The 21181-nt window shown below is 63.1% G+C and carries 18 protein-coding genes; 13 read left to right on the top strand and 5 right to left on the bottom strand.

Features of this window, described 5'->3' with window-relative positions; translation table 11 throughout:
• Nucleotides 1-125 precede the first annotated feature (125 nt).
• Nucleotides 126-1802 carry an adenylate/guanylate cyclase domain-containing protein gene (locus ASD01_RS14735; protein WP_060644109.1) on the bottom strand — a complete coding sequence of 559 codons (1677 nt, stop codon included), beginning with the start codon at nt 1800-1802 and terminating at the stop codon, nt 126-128.
• Nucleotides 1803-2129: 327 nt separating this feature from the next.
• Nucleotides 2130-3029: a LysR family transcriptional regulator gene (locus tag ASD01_RS14730; RefSeq protein ID WP_034794112.1), complete on the bottom strand. Its 900-nt coding sequence runs from the start codon at nt 3027-3029 to the stop codon at nt 2130-2132.
• 107 nt (nt 3030-3136) lie between these two features.
• Between ASD01_RS14730 and ASD01_RS14725 the strand changes: the two genes are divergently transcribed.
• A complete protein-coding gene (locus tag ASD01_RS14725) occupies nt 3137-4159 on the top strand; it encodes a zinc-dependent alcohol dehydrogenase family protein (RefSeq protein ID WP_034794110.1) in 1023 nt (340 codons plus the stop codon).
• A gap of 65 nt (nt 4160-4224) precedes the next feature.
• On the opposite strand, the gene preA is transcribed toward ASD01_RS14725, so the two are convergent.
• Nucleotides 4225-5538, bottom strand: a complete 1314-nt coding sequence (gene preA / locus ASD01_RS14720) for an NAD-dependent dihydropyrimidine dehydrogenase subunit PreA (RefSeq protein WP_034794108.1) — start codon at nt 5536-5538, stop codon at nt 4225-4227.
• A 20-nt stretch (nt 5539-5558) separates the two neighbouring features.
• Nucleotides 5559-6920 (bottom strand): NAD(P)-dependent oxidoreductase, encoded by a 1362-nt coding sequence (locus ASD01_RS14715; RefSeq protein ID WP_034794104.1) that lies wholly within the window; start codon nt 6918-6920, stop codon nt 5559-5561.
• A 311-nt stretch (nt 6921-7231) separates the two neighbouring features.
• On the opposite strand from ASD01_RS14715, the gene ASD01_RS14710 reads away from it, so the two are divergent.
• From ASD01_RS14710 to ASD01_RS14670, 9 genes are all read left to right on the top strand, one after another.
• A complete protein-coding gene (locus tag ASD01_RS14710) occupies nt 7232-8185 on the top strand; it encodes a sugar-binding transcriptional regulator (protein ID WP_034794101.1) in 954 nt (317 codons plus the stop codon).
• A gap of 199 nt (nt 8186-8384) precedes the next feature.
• A complete protein-coding gene (locus ASD01_RS14705) occupies nt 8385-9695 on the top strand; it encodes an ABC transporter substrate-binding protein (protein WP_034794099.1) in 1311 nt (436 codons plus the stop codon).
• A 142-nt stretch (nt 9696-9837) separates the two neighbouring features.
• Nucleotides 9838-10710 carry a carbohydrate ABC transporter permease gene (locus ASD01_RS14700; RefSeq protein WP_034794260.1) on the top strand — a complete coding sequence of 291 codons (873 nt, stop codon included), beginning with the start codon at nt 9838-9840 and terminating at the stop codon, nt 10708-10710.
• 5 nt (nt 10711-10715) lie between these two features.
• Complete coding sequence (locus tag ASD01_RS14695; protein WP_034794097.1) at nt 10716-11546, top strand: carbohydrate ABC transporter permease; 831 nt, start codon at nt 10716-10718, stop codon at nt 11544-11546.
• 11 nt (nt 11547-11557) lie between these two features.
• Nucleotides 11558-12559 (top strand): ABC transporter ATP-binding protein, encoded by a 1002-nt coding sequence (locus ASD01_RS14690; RefSeq protein WP_034794095.1) that lies wholly within the window; start codon nt 11558-11560, stop codon nt 12557-12559.
• Nucleotides 12556-13329 (top strand): L-iditol 2-dehydrogenase, encoded by a 774-nt coding sequence (locus ASD01_RS14685; RefSeq protein WP_034794082.1) that lies wholly within the window; start codon nt 12556-12558, stop codon nt 13327-13329. The genes ASD01_RS14690 and ASD01_RS14685 overlap by 4 nt, the downstream gene beginning before the upstream one ends.
• A 40-nt stretch (nt 13330-13369) precedes the next feature.
• Nucleotides 13370-14854 (top strand): mannitol dehydrogenase family protein, encoded by a 1485-nt coding sequence (locus tag ASD01_RS14680; RefSeq protein WP_060644108.1) that lies wholly within the window; start codon nt 13370-13372, stop codon nt 14852-14854.
• A 6-nt stretch (nt 14855-14860) separates the two neighbouring features.
• Nucleotides 14861-15529: an HAD family hydrolase gene (locus ASD01_RS14675; RefSeq protein WP_034794077.1), complete on the top strand. Its 669-nt coding sequence runs from the start codon at nt 14861-14863 to the stop codon at nt 15527-15529.
• Nucleotides 15530-15677: 148 nt separating this feature from the next.
• Nucleotides 15678-17261 (top strand): FGGY-family carbohydrate kinase, encoded by a 1584-nt coding sequence (locus ASD01_RS14670; RefSeq protein ID WP_034794075.1) that lies wholly within the window; start codon nt 15678-15680, stop codon nt 17259-17261.
• Between the two features lie 458 nt (nt 17262-17719).
• Here ASD01_RS14670 and ASD01_RS14665 read toward each other — a convergent pair whose 3' ends face one another.
• Nucleotides 17720-18514: a response regulator gene (locus ASD01_RS14665; RefSeq protein ID WP_034794073.1), complete on the bottom strand. Its 795-nt coding sequence runs from the start codon at nt 18512-18514 to the stop codon at nt 17720-17722.
• Nucleotides 18515-18667: 153 nt separating this feature from the next.
• Here ASD01_RS14665 and ASD01_RS14660 point away from each other — a divergent pair, with 153 nt between their 5' ends.
• The 3 genes from ASD01_RS14660 (at nt 18668) to ASD01_RS14650 (ending at nt 21126) form a co-directional block, all read left to right on the top strand.
• The gene (locus tag ASD01_RS14660; protein ID WP_034794063.1) at nt 18668-18862 is read left to right on the top strand and encodes a NepR family anti-sigma factor; all 195 of its coding nucleotides are present in this window, start codon (nt 18668-18670) and stop codon (nt 18860-18862) included.
• A gap of 8 nt (nt 18863-18870) precedes the next feature.
• A complete protein-coding gene (locus ASD01_RS14655; protein ID WP_034794051.1) occupies nt 18871-19425 on the top strand; it encodes an RNA polymerase sigma factor in 555 nt (184 codons plus the stop codon).
• A 198-nt stretch (nt 19426-19623) separates the two neighbouring features.
• Nucleotides 19624-21126, top strand: a complete 1503-nt coding sequence (locus ASD01_RS14650) for a sensor histidine kinase (RefSeq protein WP_060644107.1) — start codon at nt 19624-19626, stop codon at nt 21124-21126.
• Nucleotides 21127-21181 lie beyond the last annotated feature (55 nt).

The raw sequence follows: 21181 nt of genomic DNA, 5'->3' as shown, positions 1-21181 counted from the left end.
GAGGGCGGGAAGGATCTCCACTACTAGATCATTTCAGCGCTTCATTGAAACCGTGAAAAGATCCAAAGCCTTGAAGGTATGCAACTTCGGGCGTGAAAACTGTTTCACGCTTTCAAGGGGTTGCACTACGCGTTCGACGGTGCCGGTTGCAAGGCTTCGGAGATACCGGCTGCATCCCCGACGATCCAGGTTTCGAGCGTCGCCTGCCGGCCGCGCAGGCCGATGTCCAGCCGCTCATGCCCTTCGATCACCAGGCCCGCGCGGTTGACGAGCTCGGCCGAGACGGCCAATTGTACGTCGTGTTCCTTGGCGAGGCCTTCCAGACGGCTCGCCGTGTTGATCGTATCGCCGACCGCGGTCAGCGACGTCGCTTGGCCGTAGCCGATCTCCCCGATGATCGCTGGGCCGGCGTGCAGGCCCATGGCGATGCGCAGCGGCTCGTCGAGTTCGCCGCGGAAGGTCTGGTTCAGCGTCTCGAGGCCCTTGGATATGCGCACGGCGGCGGCAAGCGACTGCCGGCAGGCCTCCGTGTAGGTGCTCTTCAGCCCGAAGATCGCCAATGCGCCGTCGCCGATGAACTTGTCGATGACGCCACCGGAATCCTCGACCGCTTCGCCCACCATCTCGAAGTAACGGTTGAGCAGGAACACGGTGTCGAAAGGCAGCTTGTGTTCGGCAATGCTGGTGAAGCCGCGCAGGTCGCAGAAGAGCACGGCGATGCGCCGTTCGCGACCTTCGCCGCCCTCGCGGCCGATCTGCTTCTTGATGCCGAGGCTGTCGCTGTCGAGGATCGGCACGACGGTGACGTTGTGGACAGGGCGAAACTGGCAGGCGAGGCGGACATTGTCGGGTGCGCCGATCCGGGTGAGTGTCGCGAGCTCTGCATCCTCGGGTGGCGGCTGGTCTTCAAGCCCCTGGATGATGCGTACCCGGCAGGTCGAGCATCGGCCACGGCCGCCGCAGACCGAGACGTGGGCGATGCCCGCGGCCCTACTCGCCTCGAGCACGCTGAAGCCGAGATTGACGGTGGCCACCCGACCGTCGGGATAGCGCACGCGAATGCGCCCGCCCTTTGGCATGGCCCGCAGCAGGAACGTGCCGGCGATCAGGCCGCCGAAGCCGAAATAGAGGCCGAGCCGAATATCCTCGAGAAGCGTGAGGTCGAACGGAGGCTTCGAATAGGAACGGTCGCCGTAGCCGCCATGTTCGGCGTAACCGTCCTCGATCGAGCGGGCGCCGCTGACGAAGCCGAGCAGCGCGAAGATCGGCACGAGGATCGCGACTGTGTAGAGCAGGATTTCGTAGCGCGGGAACCAGGCTCGGCCGCGCATCCAGAACCAAGCCCCGAGGCAGCCGTGGCCCCAGACGAGCAGCAGGGCGAGCAATTGTCTCGTGGCATTGACGGAATTCGACCAGAGCATGCGGAGCATGTCCGGATAATCCGCGTCGACCCCGGTGAGAAGTGGCTCGACGCGTGCGGCCGTCACGTGGCCGATCAAAAGGAAAGGCAGGCTGAGGCCGAAGACGATCTTCAGCGCCTCGCGCGCCGGCATTCTGAGCGTCTGCCGACGATAGATGCTTTCGAGCGCCATGGCGAAATGCAGCAGCAGGGCGCCGTAGAGCAGCACCGTGCCGGGCAGGCTGTGCCAGATGAGATTGAAGCCTTTGCGGGCGGTTTCCATCGCTTCGACGGAGATCAGGCCGAGCGAGTGGTTGAAGAAATGCGCCAGAACGAACGTACCGAGTATGGCCCCGGAGACGAGGTGCATTCGCTTGCGTCGGTTGGCCGAAATGATCGTCAAGCAGCAAGTCCGGCTCTGCCGGAGCTTCGTCCGGCTGCAGGGTCAAAACCGTCGGAGACAGCGCTACGGCCCTGATCGAGCCCGCGGGGCACCCCGTATGAGTTCTCCCTTATCATCCAGATCGTACGAGCCGACAACTTACCATTTTTACACAATCTGTTTCGTTTTCGTGTCCTGTTCGTTATCGGCGCAGCACGCTATTCATCCGAATCCGGCCGCAGGAACGCGCTCGGGTGCGGGCGGGATCCGCAGAGCCGGGCGAAGCGGCCGCCAAAGCCGGCCATTATCCGCACGCCGCCGCCTTCGGAAGCAGGAATGCTCCGCGGATCATTGCATCATGGGGGCCAGTCGATCGGCCAGCGTGTCGATCATCAGCCGCAATTTCGGCGGCATGTATTGCGTGCGCGGCCACACGACATGGGCTGCGAAGGAGAGGGCGGGCACATCGGTAAGAATGCGGACGAGCCGTCCTGAGTCGATGTGGCTGCGCACCAGCCAGCACGGCAGCCATGCAAGGCCGAAGCCGTCTGCCGCCGCATCGGCGATCGAGGTCAGGTCGTCCAGTTTCAGCCGTGCCGGCGGCGTCACCTGCCGGGGTACCGCTCCCTTGACCGGGAAGGACCAGGAAAGCGCATCGCTGCTGCGCCGATAGAGGATCGCCTGATGGTGAAGAAGGTCATCGATGCTGCGCGGCGTGCCGTGCCGCTGCAGGTAGGCGGGGGAGGCGCAGACCGTCATGGGCTGGTCGGCAACCTTGCGCGCCATCACATCGGGTTCATCGGGCAGTGGACCTGTGCGAATGGCGAGATCGAAGCCATCCTCGACAAGATCGACCCTGCGGTCGCTGAAATTGACGTCGAGTTCCAGGAGCGGGTGCTGACCCAGCAGTTCCGACAAGAGCGGCATGACGCATTGCCGTCCGAAAACCACGGGCAGGGACATGCGCAGCCGACCTCTGATCTCCTGCTTGCCCGATTCCAGCAGTGCCTCGCCGGCACGAATCTCACCAACGGCTCTGAGACAACTTTCATAATAGAGCTGGCCTTCGGCCGTCAGGCTCTGCGTGCGGGTCGTGCGATGGAAGAGCCGGACGCCAAGTCTTTGTTCGAGCTTGGCAATCGTCTTGCCGACAGCGGAGCGCGAGAGGTTCAGCCGTTCGGCCGCCGCTGAAAATCCGCCAGCTTCGACCGCCTCGACGAAGATCGAAATGCCTCCCAACCGCTCCAAGATTGTCTCCTTTTGAGAACCAATATGGCGAATTCTTATCGCAACTGGAGAGATAAATTCAACGCTATGCTTCCTCCATCAGATCAATGCAGTGAAAGGAACGGACTATGGCAAGACTGATGAAGGAATGGACGATCGACGCGCTTGGAGCCGAAAACCTCAAAATTACCGAGCGCCGTGTTCCGGAGCCGGGCCCAGGTGAGGTGCTGGTTCGCACGACGGCCGTGTCGCTCAATTTTCGCGACAAGCTGGTCTTGGAAAACGGCATGGGCATGCCGCTTTCCTTCCCCTTCGTGCCGGGCTCCGACATGGCAGGGGTGGTGGAAGCGGTCGGCCGCGGCGTGACGCGCTTCCAGCCCGGCGATCGGGTCATCTCCGTTTTCGATCCGACCTGGATCGACGGTCAAAAGCCGGGAACGGCTCGTCACCCAACGTCGTTTGCCCTTGGCGGCCTGAACCCGGGTGTCGCGTCGCAATATGTCGCTTTCCCCGAGGACTGGTTCGTAGCAGCACCCGAGAGCCTGGACGATGGCGAGGCGAGCACCTTGCCCTGTGCCGGGGTGACGGCCTGGTTCGCCCTGGTCGAGAAGGGGCATCCCAAGGCTGGCGACCGCGTGGTCGTGCAGGGCACCGGCGGCGTATCGCTGTTCGGGTTGCAGATCGCCAAGGCGCATGGCGCCGAGGTCATCGTCACGTCGGCCAGCCAGGAAAAGCTCGAGCGCGCGCTTGCTCTGGGCGCCGACCATGGCATCAACCGCGTAAGAGAGGATTGGGCGGAGCGGGTTCTCGAGATTACCGGCGATCACGGCGCCGATCATATTCTGGAGATGGCGGGCGGTGCCAATCTTGGCAAGTCGCTGCAGGCGGTTGCCGTGCAAGGGCGGATATCGGTGATCGGGGTGTTCGAGGGCGCGGAGATCTCGGCGCCGGTCACGCCGGTCCTGCTGAAATCGCCGGTCATCCAGGGCATTGGCGTCGCTCACCGCCGGGCGCTGCAGGATTTCGTCGTGGCGATCGACCGGACCGCGATCAAGCCAGTCATCGATGCGCGCTATTCGTTCGAACAGTTCCGCGAGGCTTTGGCGCATCTCGACCGCGGCCCGTTCGGCAAGGTCGTCGTCGAGTTCTGAGGGCACATGAGAAAACGCCGCCGGATTTGTGGTCCGGCGGCGTTTCGATGAAGTGACGAGATCCGCTACTCAGCGGCCTGGCGGGCCATCGGGTTGTTCGGATGGGTCGTCCAGTTGGCGTAGTTCGGATCGACCGGCTTGCCGGTGCGCTGGTCGAGCGTGCCGGCCGGCAGCTCTTCCATGGTGATGCAGTTTTCGACGGGACAGACGTTGACGCAGAGATTGCAGCCAACGCACTCGTCTTCCATTACCTCGAAGTGACGTACGCCGTTGACGAACTGCGTGATCGCCTGGTGCGAGGTATCCTCGCAGGCGATGTGGCAGCGACCGCACTTGATGCAGGCATCCTGGTCGATCTTCGCCTTGGCGATGTAGTTGAGGTTCAGATACTGCCAGTCGGTAACGTTCGGGACCGCGCGTCCGGTGATATCATCGAGGTTGCGGTGACCCTTGGCGTCCATCCAGTCGGAGAGGCCCGAGATCATTTCCTGGACGATCTTGAAGCCATAGGTCATGGCTGCGGTGCAGACCTGGACGTTGCCGGCGCCAAGTGCCAGGAACTCGGCCGCGTCGCGCCAGGTGGTGATGCCGCCGATGCCGGAGATCGGCAGGCCGTAGGTTTCCGGGTCGCGAGCGATCTCGGCGACCATATTGAGCGCGATCGGCTTCACCGCCGGGCCGCAATAGCCGCCGTGGGTGCCCTTGCCGCCGACCGTCGGGTTGGGGGCGAAGTTGTCGAGGTCGACCGAGACGATCGAATTGATCGTGTTGATCAACGACACCGCGTCGGTGCCGCCGGCCTTGGCGGCGCGGGCGGGCTTGCGGATGTCGGTGATATTGGGCGTCAATTTGGTGATGACAGGCATGCGCGTGTACTGCTTGCACCAGCGCACGACCATCTCGATGTATTCCGGCACCTGGCCGACCGCAGCACCCATGCCACGTTCAGACATGCCGTGCGGACAGCCGAAGTTGAGTTCGATGCCGTCGGCGCCGGTTTCCTCGACCAGCGGCAGGATCGCCTTCCACGCCTCTTCCTCGCAGGGCACCATGATCGAGGCGATCAGGGCGCGATCCGGCCAGTTCATCTTCACCTGCTTCATTTCGCGCAGGTTCACATAGAGGTCGCGGTCGGTGATGAGCTCGATGTTGTTCAGCCCGAGCAGCCGGCGGTCGGCGCCCCAGATCGCGCCGTAGCGCGGGCCGTTGACGTTGACGACCGGCGGGCCTTCCTCGCCGAGCGTCTTCCAGACGACGCCGCCCCAGCCCGCCTTGAAGGCGCGCTCGACGTTGTAAGCTTTGTCCGTTGGTGGGGCGGATGCCAGCCAGAACGGGTTCGGGGATTTGATGCCGACAAAATTATTGCGAAGATCAGCCATTGGTTTCTCCTCCCGATCCCTTAGGCAACTGCGCTCGCGCGCGGCGCTGCCGCGGCGAAGGCCCGATTGATCGATTCAGCCGCGTCGCGGCCCATGGCGACGGCCGAGACCGTGAGGTCTTCACCGCCGAGCACGCAGTCGCCGCCGGCCCAGACGTTGGGCAGCGACGTGCGCCCTTCGGCGTCGGCAACAATGCGGCCGCCTTCGAGTTGCAGCGCGCCGAGGCCTGCTCCGAGGAAGCTCTGGCCGATCGCCTTGAAGATCTGGTCGGCAGCAATGATACCGGTTTCGCCGGTCGCCGTCAGCTTTCCGTCTTCGAGCGTGGTGTATTCCAGCTCGATGCCGGCGACCTTGCCATCCTTTTCGGCAATGCGCTTCGGCTGCAGCCAGTGGCGGATGGTGACTCCCTTGGAGGCCGCCAGGTCCTGCTCGAACTCGGAGGCGTTCATGTGCTCCTTGCCGCGGCGATAACAGATAGTCACTTCTTCCGCGCCGAGCAGCTTTGCCTGCACCGCCGCATCGATTGCGGTCATGCCGCCACCGAGGACGACGACGCGACGGCCGACCGGGATATCGGCCTTGGTCTTCGACTGGCGAAGGGCGGCGATGAAGTCGACGGCATCGTCAACGCCTTCGGCACTTTCGCCTTCGAGACGCAGCGCGTTCACGCCCGCAAGGCCGAGGCCGAGGAAGACGGCGTCATACTGTTCCGAGAGGTCGGCGAGGGTGAAATCGCGGCCGATCGCCTGGCCCTGGCGCACTTCGATGCCGCCGATCGCCAGCACGTAGTCGACTTCCTTCTGCGCGAAGTCGTCGACCGACTTGTAGGCGGCAATGCCGTACTCATTGAGGCCGCCGGACTTCGGCCGGGCATCGTAGATCACGACGTCGTGGCCCTTGACGGCCAACCGATGGGCAGCAGCAAGGCCGGCCGGGCCGGCGCCGACGACGGCGATCTTGCGGCCGGAGGTTTCAGCACGGGTGTAGAACTGCTTGTTCTCTTTCATCGCCACGTCGGTTGCATAGCGCTGCAGGCGGCCGATCTCGACCGGGCGCTCCTCGGCGGTGTTGCGAACGCAAGCCTGTTCGCACAGCGTTTCGGTGGGACAGACGCGGGCGCACATGCCGCCCAGGATGTTCTGATCGAAGATCGTCTTGGCCGATCCGATCGGGTTGCCGGTCGATATCTGCCGAATGAACAGCGGGATATCGATGGAGGTGGGACAGGCCGTCATGCACGGCGCGTCATGACAGAAATAACAGCGGTCGGAAGCGACGAGGGCCTCGTGCTTGTCGAGCGGTGGATGCAGGTCGGAGAAATTGCTCTCGTACTCCCCGAGCGGCAGGCGGCCGCCGAGGATCCCAGATTGTGTCGTTCCCATTTTTGGCTCCCAATGTTTTCTCAGGATGATGGAACGGTAACACGCTTTATTTTTTTATCAAACGGTAAAAATTTAAGGTCGAAACGGGCGAAAAGCCTTGTGATCCCGGGCCTTGCGGCAGACCTGCCAAGCCCTTGTTCTTGGCCGATGTTTGACAGGGCGGGGCAATAGTGGCAGCAGATCAGAGCGGGGTGAGGAAAAGTGTGCGCGGTTTTCCGCCCGCACCCCGCTCTGCTTATGAGGATCGATCACGATACTTTTGGATCGACAGGATCCAAAAGTATCGTGATCGGGGGGGATGGAGAACAGCGATGGCACGCAGGGGCGAGGCGAACAACAGGCTTGACGATGCTGCCCGGGCGGGCTGGTTATACTATGTCGCTGGCCGCACCCAGGATGAGATCGCCACCGTCATGGGAATCTCGCGCCAGTCGGCGCAGCGGTTGGTTTCGCTCGCCATGTCCGAGCGGCTGATCAAGGTTCGGCTCGACCATCCGATTGCCGCCTGCCTCGAGGCGGCCGCAGGTCTTCGCGACAAATACGGACTGAAACATGTGGAGGTGGTGCCGAGCGATCCCGGCTCGACCTCGACGACCGTTGGCATCGCGGAAGCCGGGGCGGCCGAGATCGAGCGCTGGCTGAAATCGTCCGAGCCGCAGGTGCTGGCGATCGGTACCGGGCGCACGCTGAAAGCGGCGGTCGATCAGTTGCCGCCGATGGAATGTCCGCAGCACCGCATCGTGTCGCTCACGGGCAATATCGGCCTCGACGGTTCGGCCGCCTATTACAACGTCATCTTCAGCATGGCCGATGCGGTCAAGGCCCGGCATTTTCCGATGCCGCTGCCGGTGCTCGCCGCTTCGGCCGAGGAGCGGGAGGTGCTGCACAGCCAGAGCCTGGTGCAGGTGGCTCTGAAGCTAGGCGCCGAAGCCAATGTCGCCTTCGTCGGCGTCGGCGAGCTCGGCCCGGACGCGCCGCTCTGCCAGGACGGGTTCCTCGCCCAGGACGAGATGGCCGGTCTGACCAAGGCGGGTGCCGCGGGCGAGATCTGTGGCTGGATGTTCGATCATGATGGCGCGTTGCTCTCGGGCAGCTTCAACGAGCGCGTCGCCTCCGTTCCCTTGCCGCCGCGCGACCGGGCGTCTGTCATCGGACTTGCCAAGGGGCAGCGCAAATATGAGGCGCTGCGGGCGGCCGTAAAGGGCGGCATTATCAACGGCCTTATCACCGATGAGGCGACGGCGATCTATCTGCTCAACGCATGATCGTTATGCGAAACGATTGAAAAGGCCGGTCCCAGCGCCGGCCTTTCGCATTTGCGAAACGAAAAAATCGGCAATCAAAACAATCTTCTAATGTTTCTGTGTGCGCCGCAGCAACGAATGCGCATTGACAATTCGTCATGAGAAGTGAGTAATTGCCCATGAGCGAGGCAAATGCTCAATTTCTTCTGGGAGGAAGTCGATGAACTTGAGAACTTTCCTGCTGGGCACGTGCTCGGCAGTCGCACTGTCGGGTCTGGCCCAAGCAGAAACCCTGACGATCGCGACCGTGAACAACGGCGACATGATCCGGATGCAGAAGCTGACGGAAGATTTCACGTCCAAGAATCCGGACATTCAGCTCGAGTGGGTAACGCTTGAGGAAAACGTGCTGCGCCAGCGCGTGACGACCGATATCGCCACCAAGGGCGGCCAGTACGACATCATGACGATCGGCACCTATGAAGTGCCGATCTGGGCGAAGCAGGGCTGGCTGCTGCCGCTCGACAATCTCGGCGCCGACTACGATGTCGACGACCTCTTGCCGGCGATCCGCTCCGGCCTCACCATCGACGGCAAGCTCTATGCGGCGCCCTTCTACGGCGAAAGCTCGATGGTGATGTATCGCAAGGATCTGTTCGAGAAGGCGGGGCTCACCATGCCCGACGCGCCGACCTGGGAGTTCATTGCCGACGCGGCGCGCAAGATCACCGACAAGAACGCCGAAGTCTACGGCATCTGCCTGCGCGGCAAGGCCGGCTGGGGCGAGAACATGGCCTTCCTGACGGCGACCGCGAACGCCTTTGGCGCCCGCTGGTTCGACGAGAACTGGAAGCCGCAGTTCGACCAGCCCGAATGGAAGAACGCGCTCGACTTCTACGTCAAGCTGATGAACGACGCCGGACCGCCCGGCGCATCCTCGAACGGCTTCAACGAGAACCTGTCGCTGTTCCAGACCGGCAAGTGCGGCATGTGGATCGATGCGACGGTGGCCGCTTCCTTCGTCACCAACCCGAAGGAATCGACCGTTGCCGACAAGGTCGGCTTCGCGCTGGCGCCGGACACCGGCCTTGGCAAACGCGGCAACTGGCTCTGGGCCTGGAACCTTGCGATCCCCGCGGGCTCGCAGAAGGTCGCCTCGGCCGAGAAGTTCATCTCCTGGGCAACCGGCAAGGACTATCTGAAGCTCGTCGCAGACAAGGAAGGCTGGGCGAACGTTCCTCCGGGCACGCGCACCTCGCTCTACGCCAACCCCGAGTACCAGAAGGCAGCACCCTTCGCGAAGATGACGCTCGACTCGATCAACGCGGCCGACCCGAAGAACCCGGCGGTCAAGCCGGTTCCCTATGTCGGCGTGCAGTTCGTGGCGATCCCGGAATTCCAGGGTCTCGGCACGGCGGTCGGCCAGCAGTTCTCGGCGGCTCTTGCCGGCCAGATGAGCGTCGACGACGCGCTTGCCAGCGCCCAGAAGCTGACCGAACGCGAAATGACCAAGGCCGGTTACATCAAGTAAGGCTCCCAAGGGCCCGGGGTGCTGGCCGCAAATGGCTGGCGCCCCGGTAAATCCCGAAGGTAGCCGCAGGGCTCGCGCGGAAAAACGCGCCGCCCGACCCGATCTCGAAACAGCGTTGAATTCCGTCATTTGGGGGGACGCCATGGCGACCTTGCACACCCGCTCCGCCGCGCGTCTGATGATTGCGCCTTCGGTGCTTCTGCTTCTGGCCTGGATGATCGTTCCGCTGGCCATGACGATCTACTTCTCGTTCCTGCGCTACAATCTTCTGATGCCGGGGATGGAGGAGTTCGCGGGCTTTTCCAACTACAGCTACTTCCTGACCGATCCCGCTTTCTTCCAGGCGCTCTTCAACACGCTGGCGATCGTGCTCGGCGTGTTGTTCATCACTGTCATCGGCGGCATCGCGCTGGCGCTTCTGCTGGACCAGCCGATGTTCGGGCAGGGGATCGTGCGCATTCTGGTCATCGCGCCGTTCCTGATCATGCCGACGGTCGCGGCACTCGTCTGGAAGAACATGTTCATGAACCCGGTCAATGGGCTCTTTGCCTGGATCGCCAAGCTCTTCGGGCTGCAGCCTTTCGACTTTCTCGCCAACGCACCCCTGATGTCGGTGATCCTGATCGTCGCCTGGCAGTGGCTGCCGTTCGCGACACTGATCCTTCTGACGGCGCTGCAGTCGCTCGACGAGGAGCAGAAGGAAGCCGCGCAGATGGACGGCGCCGGCGCCTGGAGCCGCTTCATCTACCTGGTGTTGCCGCATCTTTCTCGCGCGATCACCGTCGTCATCCTCATTCAGACGATCTTCCTGCTCTCGGTCTTTGCCGAAATTCTGGTCACCACCAATGGCGGCCCGGGCACGCAGAGCACCAACCTGACCTTCCTCGTCTATGCGCAGGCCCTGCTGCAGTTCGACGTGGGCGGTGCTTCGGCCGGCGGCATCATCGCGGTCATCCTCGCCAACATCGTCGCATTCTTCCTGATGCGCATGATCGGCAAGACGCTGGAGGCTTGAGAACCATGGCACGCAACGTCTCCACCCAAAGAAAGATCGTCGTGACCGTCGTCGCCTGGACGATCGGCATCCTCATCTTCTTCCCGATCCTCTGGACGTTCCTGACGAGCTTCAAGACCGAGGCCGAGGCGATCGCATCACCGCCGTCGCTGTTCTTTTTCGACTGGACGACGGAAAACTATCATGAGGTGCAAAGCCGCTCGAACTACTTCCTGCACTTCATGAACTCGGTCGTCGTCTCCTTCGGCTCGACGCTGATCGGCCTGATCATCGCCATCCCGTCCGCCTGGGCGATGGCGTTCTCGCCGACCAAGCGCACCAAGGACGTGCTCATGTGGATGCTCTCCACCAAGATGATGCCGTCGGTCGGTGTGCTGGTGCCGATGTATCTGTTGTTCCGCAACACCGGCCTGCTCGACACCCGCACCGGCCTCGTGATCGTGCTGACGCTGATCAACCTGCCGATCATCATCTGGATGCTTTACACCTACTTCAAGGAAATCCCCGGCGAGATCCTGGAGGCCGCGCGCATGGACGGTGCATCGCTCTCCAAGGAGATCATCTATGTGCTGACGCCGATGGCGATCCCGGGCATCGCCTCGACGCTGCTCTTGAACATCATCCTCGCCTGGAACGAGGCGTTCTGGACGCTGAACCTCAGTGCCGCCAAGGCAGCACCGCTGACGGCGTTCATCGCCTCCTATTCGAGCCCTGAAGGCCTGTTCTACGCCAAGCTCTCGGCCGCCTCGACCATGGCGATCGCCCCCATCCTCATACTCGGCTGGTTCTCGCAGAAGCAGCTCGTACGCGGCCTCACCTTCGGCGCGGTCAAATAAGGGATACGACAATGGGAAGCATTACACTCAGCAAGGTTTCGAAGGTCTTCGGCGCCCATGCCGTCATCCCCTCGATCGACCTCGACATCAACAATGGCGAGTTCGTCGTCTTCGTCGGACCGTCCGGTTGCGGGAAGTCGACGCTGCTCCGGCTGATTGCCGGCCTCGAAGACGTCAGTGACGGCGACATCGTCATCGACGGCAAGAACGCCACCGAACTGCCACCGGCACAGCGCGGCCTGTCGATGGTGTTCCAGTCCTATGCGCTCTATCCGCATATGAGCGTGCGTTCCAACATCGCCTTTCCCCTGAAAATGGCGGGCGAGGACAAGGCCGTCATCGACAAGAAGGTGTCGGATGCAGCCCGCGTGTTGAACCTCACCGACTATCTCGACCGCAAGCCGCGCCAGCTTTCGGGCGGCCAGCGCCAGCGCGTCGCGATCGGCCGAGCGATCGTGCGCCAGCCGAAGGCGTTCCTGTTCGACGAGCCGCTGTCGAACCTCGACGCGGCGCTGCGCGTCAACATGCGGCTTGAAATCAGCCAACTGCACCAGGACCTGAAGACGACGATGATCTACGTCACCCACGACCAGGTGGAGGCGATGACCATGGCCGACAAGATCGTGGTGCTCAATCGTGGTCGCATCGAGCAGGTCGGCTCGCCCCTCGACCTCTACCACAAGCCGGACAACCTGTTCGTCGCCGGCTTCATCGGCTCGCCGCGCATGAACATCGTCAGCGGTGCGGCGGCTTCCGCCTATCAGGCGCACACGATGGGCATTCGGCCTGAACATCTGGCGCTTTCGAAGGAAAGCGGAACCTGGCAGGGCACGGTCGGTGTCGCCGAGCATCTCGGCTCCGACACCTTCCTGCACGTCAATGTCGACAATGTCGGCACGGTGACGGCGCGGGTCAGCGGCGATTTCGCCGTGACCCATGGTGACCGGGTCTTCCTGACGCCCGATCCGCAGCGCGTCCACAGGTTCGACGAAAAGGGGCTGGCGGTTCGATGAAGAGGCTCGACGGGAAGAGCGCGCTGATCACCGGATCTGCGCGAGGGATCGGTCGTGCCTTCGCGGAGGCCTATATCCGCGAGGGCGCCACGGTCGCGATCGCCGACATCAACATCGAGCGGGCGCGTGAGACAGCGTCCGAGATCGGCGCCGGCGCCTATGCGGTGGAGATGGACGTGACCCAACAGGCGTCGATCGACGAGGCGATCGCCGCCGTCGTCCGGCAGGCGGGTGGGCTCGACATTCTCGTCAACAATGCCGCGCTCTTCGACCTTGCGCCGATCGTCGAGATCAGCCGTCAGAGCTACGACCGGCTGTTTGCGATCAACGTATCGGGCACGCTGTTCACGATGCAGGCCGCAGCCAGGCAGATGATCGATCAGGGCAGGGGCGGCAAGATCATCAACATGGCAAGCCAGGCAGGCAGGCGCGGCGAGGCGCTGGTCGCCGTCTATTGCGCCACCAAGGCGGCGGTCATCAGTCTCACCCAGTCGGCCGGCCTCGGCCTCATCAAGCACGGCATCAACGTCAACGCGATCGCGCCCGGCGTGGTCGATGGCGAACACTGGGACGGCGTCGATGCGCTGTTTGCCAAATACGAGAACCGCCCGCGCGGCGAAAAGAAGAAGCTCGTTGGCGCCGAGGTGCCCTTCGGCCGGATGGGAACGGCAGAGGACCTGACGGGCATGGCGATCTTCCTCGCGTCAGCCGAGAGCGACTACGTCGTCTCGCAGACCTACAACGTCGATGGCGGCAATTGGATGAGCTGAACCGGCGCCAGTCGGTGAAGCCTCGAAAGGATACGGGATCATGACGACCAAACTCTCAATTGCCGCCCTCGACACGATCAAGGCCAAAGCCGGCGTGCCTGCCTACGATCGGTCGCAACTGACGGCGGGCATCGTGCATTTCGGCGTCGGCAACTTCCACCGGGCGCACCAGGCCGTCTATCTCGATGATCTTTTCAACGCCGGTCACGACAGGGACTGGGCGATCATCGGTGCCGGCGTCCTTCCCTCCGACGCAACGATGCGGGCCAAGCTCGCGGCGCAGGATTTCCTGACGACCGTCGTCGAGCAGGACAACAACCGCACAGGCGCCCATGTCACCGGCGCAATGATCGACTATCTGGAACCGGGCGACGTCGCCGGGATCGTTGCCAGGCTCGCTGATCCCTCGATCCGCATAGTCTCGCTGACCATCACTGAAGGCGGCTATTTCATCGATCCGGCCTCGGGTGTGTTCAATCCGACCCACCCCGATATCGTTGCCGATGCGCAGAACCCGGCGGCTCCGAAGACGGTGTTCGGGCTGATCGTTGCCGGGCTGAAGGCGCGCCGCGGCAAAAACGTGCCGCCGTTCACCGTGATGTCCTGCGACAACATCCCGGGCAACGGCGAGGTTACCCATGCGGCGGTTTCGGGGCTGTCCCGTCTCCATGATCCCGCCTTTGCCGACTGGATCGACGCCAATGTCGCCTTCCCGAACGGCATGGTCGACCGGATCACGCCGGCAACCGGTGCGCGCGAGATCGGCATCGTCGCCGACGACTACGGCATCGAGGATGCCTGGCCGGTGTTCTGCGAGGAATTCAAGCAGTGGGTGCTCGAAGATCACTTCCCACTCGGTCGCCCGGCCCTGGAGAAGGTCGGCGTCCAGTTCGTGCCTGACGTGGCGCCCTATGAGCACATGAAGATCCGCATTCTCAATGGCGGCCATGCGGCGATCGCCTATCCCGCCGCCTTGCTCGACATTCATTTTGTCCACGAGGCGATGGAGGAGCCGCTGATCCGCGCCTTCCTTGCCAAGCTGGAGCATGACGAGATCATCCCGGTCATTCCGCCGGTGCCGAACACCGATCTCTGCGACTATTACAAGCTGATCGAGACGCGCTTTTCCAATCCGAAGATCGGCGACACGATCCCGCGGCTGGCCCAGGACGGCTCCAACCGGCAGCCGAAGTTCATCCTGCCTTCGACGGCCGATCGGCTGGCGCGCGGCGAGGATGTCGTCGGGCTGTCGCTCGTTTCAGCGCTCTGGTGCCGATACTTTGCCGGCACGTCGGACAGCGGCAAGACGATCGCCTTCAACGACCAGAGCGCCGACCGGCTGAACAAGGCAGCGCTTGCCGCCAAGGACGACCCCATGGCCTTCCTGGCGCTCGGCGACATCTTCGGCGACGTTGCTCGCTCCGATCTCTTCCGACGTCGTTTCGCCGATGCATTGAAAACCCTCTGGGAAAAGGGTACGCGCGCTACGCTCCAGCTTTATCTGGACGGCAAGCTTGAGGGATAAAATGCGATGGCGGATGCGGCGTCCGGGCTGGTGATCTTCGACTGCGACGGGGTACTCGTCGACAGCGAGCCGATCTCGCTGGAGGTGCTGGTGGACGTGCTCTCGGCCGCCGGCGTCTCGATGACCACCGAGGAGGCGACCGAACGCTTTCTCGGACGCAGCCTCAAGAGCATGTCGGCGATCCTGCACGACGAATACGGGCTTGCCACCGACGATGCGTTTCTCGAAGGCATGCGCCTCCGGCTTTACGACCGTTTCCGCACCGAACTCCAGCCGATCGCCGGCATCCGGGGCGCCGTTGAAGGCCTGAAGGGCGCCTGTTGCGTCGCCTCTTCCAGCCAGCCCGAGCGCATCCGCCTGTCGCTGACCGTCACGGGGCTCATCGACCTCTTCGAGCCCAACATCTTCTCCGCCACCATGGTGAAACACGGCAAGCCGGCACCGGATCTCTTTCTCCACGCGAGCCGCCAGATGGGCTTCGTTCCCCACGACTGCGTCGTCGTCGAGGACAGTCCGGCCGGCATCGAAGCGGCGAAGGCGGCGGGCATGCGGGTCTTTGCCTTTGCCGGCGGCAGCCACGCGCGCACCGACAAGCACCGGCAGAGTCTTGCCGCTCTCAGTCCCGACGCGCTGTTTGACGACATGGGCGAATTGCTACAGTTTGTCGGCCGATAGCAGCAGGGACGAAACGGGAGCGGGACGAGGAACATGTGTGCGGTTTTCCGCCCGCACGTCCGCTCTCCTTCATGACAATCGATCGCGGTTGTGATTGGGTCGGGCAGATCCTAAATCATCGTGATCTTGGGGGCGGGGACTTTCTTTGATGCGTGAATTCGTCGTTGCGGTCGATGTCGGTACCGGCAGTGCGCGCGCCGGTATTTTTGACGGCAAGGGCAGGTTGCTTGCGCGTGCCGACCTGCCGATCGCCATGAACCGGCCGGAAGAAAACCACGCCGAGCACGATTCCGAAGATATCTGGCGCGCCGTCTGCGGCGCCGTCAAAGCGGCGAAGGAAAAGGCCGGGATCGCTGCGGAGGATATTGGAGCGATCGGCTTCGATGCCACCTGCTCGCTGGTGGTGCGCGACCGCGAGGGCAAGCCGCTTTCGGTCAATCGCAAGGGTGAGGCGCGCTGGGACACGATCGTCTGGCTCGATCACCGGGCGCTCGCCGAGGCGGATTTTTGCACGGCGACCGGCCATCCGGTGCTCGACTTCTCCGGCCGCGTGATGTCGCCGGAAATGGAAATGCCGAAGCTCATGTGGCTGAAGCGCAATCTGCCGCAGCAATGGCAGAAGGCCGGCTTCTTCTTCGATCTTGCCGACTATCTTTCCTGGCGGGCGACCGGCAGTGCTGCGCGTTCGCGCTGCACGCTGACGGCCAAGTGGAATTACCTGGCGCATGAGAAGCGCGGCTGGCAGCCGGACTATCTCGCAAAGATCGGGCTCGAGGATCTCATTGAGCACGGCGGGCTGCCGGAAGAGACCCTGCCGATCGGAAGCTCCGTCGGCCGTCTGAGCGCTGCGGCCGCCGCCGAGCTTGGCCTCGACGAGGCCTGCCAGGTAGCCCCCGGCATGATCGATGCCTATGCCGGCGCGCTCGGCGTCGTCGGCGGCTTCATCGGCAAGCCGGAGAAGCTCGAAAAACAGCTGGCCCTGATTGCCGGCACGTCGAGCTGCATCGTCGCCTTTTCCAAGGACATGAAGCCGGGTTTCGGCATGTGGGGCCCCTATTACGAGGCGGTGCTGCCCGGCGCCTGGTTGATCGAGGGCGGGCAATCGGCGACCGGCGCGCTGCTCGACCATATCGTGCGGCTCCATGGCGGCGGTCTCGAACCGACCGCTGAAACCCATGGCCGGATCATCGCCCGGGTGCAGGAACTGCGCGCCGAGCAGGGCGCGGCCTTTGCCGATCGCCTGCATGTCTTGCCGGATTTCCACGGCAACCGCTCGCCGCTCGCCGATCCGCATGGCCTCGGCGTCATCAGCGGCCTGCCGCTTGATTCCTCCTTCGACGCGCTCTGCCGGCTCTACTGGCGCACCTGCGTCGCGATCGCGCTCGGCATCCGCCATATCCTGGAGATGATGCGCGAGGTCGGCTACCAACTCGACACACTGCACGTCACCGGTGGCCACGTGCGCAATGCGCTGCTCATGGAACTCTATTGTGACGTTACCGGCTGCCGGGTTGTGGCGCCGGAAGCGCCGGATGCCGTCCTGCTCGGAACGGCAATGGCGGCAGCGGTTGCCGGCGGCATGCACGCGGATCTCGCCGCGGCCGGCGCCGAAATGGCGTCAGGTGGGCACGAGCGCCTGCCGAACACGGCGGTTCGCGACGCCTATGATCGCGACTATCGCCGCTTCCTGGCGCTCTATCGCCACCGTGACGAGCTCGACAAGATGGCGTGACGGCTGCTGCCGAAAAGGTTGTTGCGGGGTCATGGAACCTTTTTCCGTGTCGCGCATTCTGTTGTTGACCGGACGGTGGCGCGCATAGCCCCCAATGCGGCGCCGGAGGCAGACCGCCGGCCTACAACTCACACTCCCCGAGTGAGTTGCACATACCAGCCAGTGCCTTCCCTCGGCACTGGCTGTTGTGTTTTCAGGGGGCTTCCTTTGCGAGAAACCTGGCCAAGTGTGGTGGTACGCGCAGATTGGCAGAAGCCGCCGGTGAATGCGCAGGTCCAGTGACGAAATTGCTGATGTCAGCTCAGAGAGTTCTCGTCGGGACGTTCCGGCAATCTTGCCAAACAACTCCCGAAACGACCTGCAGCGGCCTACGCGCCGTAAGACGCGGGCCGCTGCAAGATCTGGATCGGCGCATGCCCCCTCGACCGCTTACAGTCGAGGGGAACATGCAGTCGCGCTCAGGCCGCCGCCTTGGTGGATTCGTTGAAGAACAAAGCCTGGCTGATCAGCGCCTTGACCATGTCCGGGTTGAACGGCTTGGTGACCAGGAAGGTCGGTTCCGGCCGTTCGCCGGTCAGGAGCCGCTCCGGGAAGGCGGTGATGAAGATCACCGGAATGGCGCTCGTCTTCAGGATGTCGTTGACCGCGTCGATGCCGGAGCTGCCATCGGCAAGCTGGATATCGGCAAGCACCATGCTCGGCCGTGTCTTCTTGTAGAGCGCGATCGCTTCGTCGCGCGTGCGGGCGATCCCGGTGACGCGATGGCCAAGGCTCTCGACCATCTGCTCGATATCGATGGCGATCAGCGGTTCGTCCTCGATGATCATGATATCGGTCGCGACCTGGCGCGAGATTTCCTGCGAGGCGCGATCGAGCAGGCCACCGACCTTGTCGATGCTGACATCGAGAACTTCGGCCGCTTCCTCCGGCCGGAAGCCTTCGACCGAGACCAGAAGGAATGCCTGGCGGGCAAGCGGCGAGACGGTTGCGAGATTGATCGACGCGCGCTGCTCCCAGGCAAACGGAGAAACTGGTTCAGGCACGAGCACGGACGACGAGCCGAAGAGCGAGGTGAACAGGCGGAACAGGCCAACGCGATCATTGCTTGCTTCGGGGAAAATCGACGTGTCGGCGATCAGCGCTTCGAGAACGGCGGCAACATAGGCGTCGCCTGATGTCTGCGAGCCGGTTAGCGCGCGTGAGTAGCGGCGCAGATACGGCAGGAGCGGTGCGATCCGCGTGGACAAAGTCATAGAGGAACTCCCTCGAAAATCGTTTTACGGTGACGTTGCGAGAACGCTCCGCGTAAAAAAAGGTTCCGCGAGGGAACATTTCAATTTTCAACAGCGTTATGGCGGCTATGGACAGTTTTGGCGATTTCGACACTTGAAGGCGACAGTTTGAAAATGAAACATAAAACAGGGGCAGGGCGGACCACCGGCACGACCTTATGGACAGAAGATCCAAATGCGCAAATTGCAGCGAAGCTGAAGGCGCTCTATCAGTCCGTGCAGGAAGAGGCGATACCCGCGCGTTTTCTCGATCTTCTGGAAAAACTCGACGCGGCCGAGCAGCAATCGGCGCTGCAGGGCAGGGAGTAAGTACCGGAATGTCATCCGAAAAGAATGATTTCAAGCGTGAGATGCTGGCCGCGTTGCCGAGTCTGCGTGCCTTCGCCATGTCGCTGATCGGACGTCACGACCGTGCCGACGACCTGGTTCAGGACACGATCATGAAGGCCTGGGCGAAGCAGGACCACTTCGAGATGGGCACCAACATGAAGGCCTGGCTCTTCACCATCCTGCGCAACGAACTCTACAGCCAGATGCGGAAGCGCGGACGCGAAGTTCAGGACAGCGACGGACATTTCACCGAGTCTCTCGCCCATCATCCTGAACAATACGGCTCGCTGGACCTGCAGGATTTCCGCAAGGCGCTGGAGATGTTGCCGCCCGACCAGCGTGAAGCGATCATCCTCGTGGGCGCTTCCGGCTTTTCCTACGAGGAAGCGGCCACGATCTGCGGCTGCGCGCTCGGAACGATCAAGAGCCGTGTCAACCGCGCGCGCCAGCGCTTGCAGGACATTCTTCAGGTGAAGGGCGAAAACGACTACGGCCCCGACGAGACGTCGGCCCCGATCACGTCGCGCGCCTTTGTTTCCTGAGGAAAGTTTCGAGCCGGACACCGTTGCAAAAGCGGCGGTGTCCTGCTTTCACTGACGCCTGTGCCCGAGGGGGCAGGCGGGTGGTGGAGGCAGAGCGCAAATCATGACGATTTTGGGTCGATATGCCCAGAACCGAGCGAGATGCGGGTGCAGCCTGCAAGGGCTCCCCAAGCCGCTCAGATTGGGAATTGAGACCGAATGCGCATGAGGACTGAAAGGACAGACCCGCCCGTCATGACGCTGCTCGACGCGCCTGAACGTCTGAGCGTCTTGCACGCGACCGTGCCCGACATGGCGGTGCCGGATCGGGACTTCGACGGCATCGTTGAAATTGCGGCCGGCCTGTTCGACGCGCCGATTGCGCTGGTGACCTTGATCGACCGCGAATGGCAATGGTTCAAAGCGGCCGTCGGAACCACGGAGAGCCGGGCGTCGTCGGAGGAGTCCTTCTGCGTGCAAGTGGCGGCCGAAGCCGACGCCAGTCTCGTCGTGCTCGACGCGTCGACTGATCCGCGGTTCATGCGACGTTCGCGGGTCGTAGGGCCGCCGTTCCTGCGATTTTATGCCGGCGCGCCGATCATGCTCGACGGGCAGGCCGTCGGCACGGTCTGCGTTCTCGATGACAAGCCGCGCGCCGACGTGCCACAGGCGCTGATGGACCAGCTGAGCCGGCTCGCCGGGCTGGCCGCTTCCCTCTTCAAGATCAAGGACGAAGCGCGCCGGCGCGCGCTGAAAGAGGCGGCGCTGTCACGCGAGGAGCAGCGCCACGCAATGGCGCTCGAAGCAGCGAACATCGGCAGTTGGTTGTGGGATATCCGCTCCGGGGTCATTGCCGGTAACAGCGCGATGAAACGCATGTTCGGACTGCCGGCCGACAGCTTCGTCGGCGCCCGCGAGATCTTCGGAGCGATCCATATCGACGATCGCGGCGCGACTTTTTCCAAGTTACGCCAGGCGATGAAGGCCGACGACGAGTACGACGGCATGTTCCGCGTCGGCGACACCGGCCGCTGGCTGCTCGGGCGCGGCCGCGTGCATGATCGCGACAGCAAGGGCAATCCGTTGACGTTCATCGGCGTCACGATCGATGTCACCGACCAGCAGGCGTCGGTACAGCGCACGCGGCTGTTGCTGAAGGAGCTCAACCACCGGGTCAAGAACACGCTCGCGATGCTGCAGTCACTGGCCCGTCAGACCTTGCGCCAGACCAGCGATCCGGCGGAATTCATGACCGCCTTTGCCGGGAGATTGCAGGCGATCTCCGAAGCGCACGGCCTGCTTTCCGATCACGAATGGGGCACCATCCGGCTCGCCGCCCTCATCGCCAAGCAGTTGCTGCCGCATGTCAACTGCTATGCCGAGCAGATCGAGATCCACAAGGACGAGATATCGCTCGGGCCTGACCAGGCGGTCGGCCTCGGTCTGGTTCTGCACGAGCTTGCCACCAACGCCGTCAAATATGGGTCGCTGTCGGTGCCGAAGGGGAAGGTGGTTCTGACGGCGCGCAACATGATCGAGGATGGCGACAACGTTCTGCATCTCACCTGGACCGAAGTCGGCGGGCCGCCGGTGCGCGAGCCAAAACGGCGCGGCTTCGGCTCGATCCTGATCGAGCGGAGCCTCGACAAGGTCTTGGGCAGCTCGGTCAAGGTGGAATATCTGCCGGCAGGCGTCACTGCGCTCATTCGCCTGCCGCTTTAAGGCGTTGATCGCAATCGGGACGGCCGAAAGGCGCAAGCGCGCAAGGCTCTCCTGC

The organism is Ensifer sp. Root423 (genome assembly GCF_001426275.1).
In the GTDB taxonomy this organism is placed as follows: Bacteria; Pseudomonadota; Alphaproteobacteria; order Rhizobiales; family Rhizobiaceae; genus Ensifer; species Ensifer adhaerens.
This window is presented reverse-complemented; position numbering and strand designations above follow the sequence as displayed.

Excerpts from the sequence above, each read along its gene's own strand:
- ASD01_RS14705 (WP_034794099.1), top strand. The coding sequence starts at position 8,385 with ATGAACTTGAGAACTTTCCTGCTGGGCACGTGCTCGGCAGTCGCACTG.
- ASD01_RS14650 (WP_060644107.1), top strand. The coding sequence starts at position 19,624 with ATGCGCATGAGGACTGAAAGGACAGACCCGCCCGTCATGACGCTGCTC.
- ASD01_RS14670 (WP_034794075.1), top strand. The coding sequence starts at position 15,678 with ATGCGTGAATTCGTCGTTGCGGTCGATGTCGGTACCGGCAGTGCGCGC.
- ASD01_RS14710 (WP_034794101.1), top strand. The coding sequence starts at position 7,232 with ATGGCACGCAGGGGCGAGGCGAACAACAGGCTTGACGATGCTGCCCGG.
- ASD01_RS14680 (WP_060644108.1), top strand. The coding sequence starts at position 13,370 with ATGACGACCAAACTCTCAATTGCCGCCCTCGACACGATCAAGGCCAAA.
- preA (WP_034794108.1), bottom strand. The coding sequence starts at position 5,538 with ATGGCTGATCTTCGCAATAATTTTGTCGGCATCAAATCCCCGAACCCG.
- ASD01_RS14700 (WP_034794260.1), top strand. The coding sequence starts at position 9,838 with ATGGCGACCTTGCACACCCGCTCCGCCGCGCGTCTGATGATTGCGCCT.
- ASD01_RS14675 (WP_034794077.1), top strand. The coding sequence starts at position 14,861 with ATGGCGGATGCGGCGTCCGGGCTGGTGATCTTCGACTGCGACGGGGTA.
- ASD01_RS14725 (WP_034794110.1), top strand. The coding sequence starts at position 3,137 with ATGGCAAGACTGATGAAGGAATGGACGATCGACGCGCTTGGAGCCGAA.
- ASD01_RS14660 (WP_034794063.1), top strand. The coding sequence starts at position 18,668 with ATGAAACATAAAACAGGGGCAGGGCGGACCACCGGCACGACCTTATGG.
- ASD01_RS14685 (WP_034794082.1), top strand. The coding sequence starts at position 12,556 with ATGAAGAGGCTCGACGGGAAGAGCGCGCTGATCACCGGATCTGCGCGA.
- ASD01_RS14695 (WP_034794097.1), top strand. The coding sequence starts at position 10,716 with ATGGCACGCAACGTCTCCACCCAAAGAAAGATCGTCGTGACCGTCGTC.
- ASD01_RS14690 (WP_034794095.1), top strand. The coding sequence starts at position 11,558 with ATGGGAAGCATTACACTCAGCAAGGTTTCGAAGGTCTTCGGCGCCCAT.
- ASD01_RS14655 (WP_034794051.1), top strand. The coding sequence starts at position 18,871 with ATGTCATCCGAAAAGAATGATTTCAAGCGTGAGATGCTGGCCGCGTTG.
- ASD01_RS14715 (WP_034794104.1), bottom strand. The coding sequence starts at position 6,920 with ATGGGAACGACACAATCTGGGATCCTCGGCGGCCGCCTGCCGCTCGGG.
- ASD01_RS14665 (WP_034794073.1), bottom strand. The coding sequence starts at position 18,514 with ATGACTTTGTCCACGCGGATCGCACCGCTCCTGCCGTATCTGCGCCGC.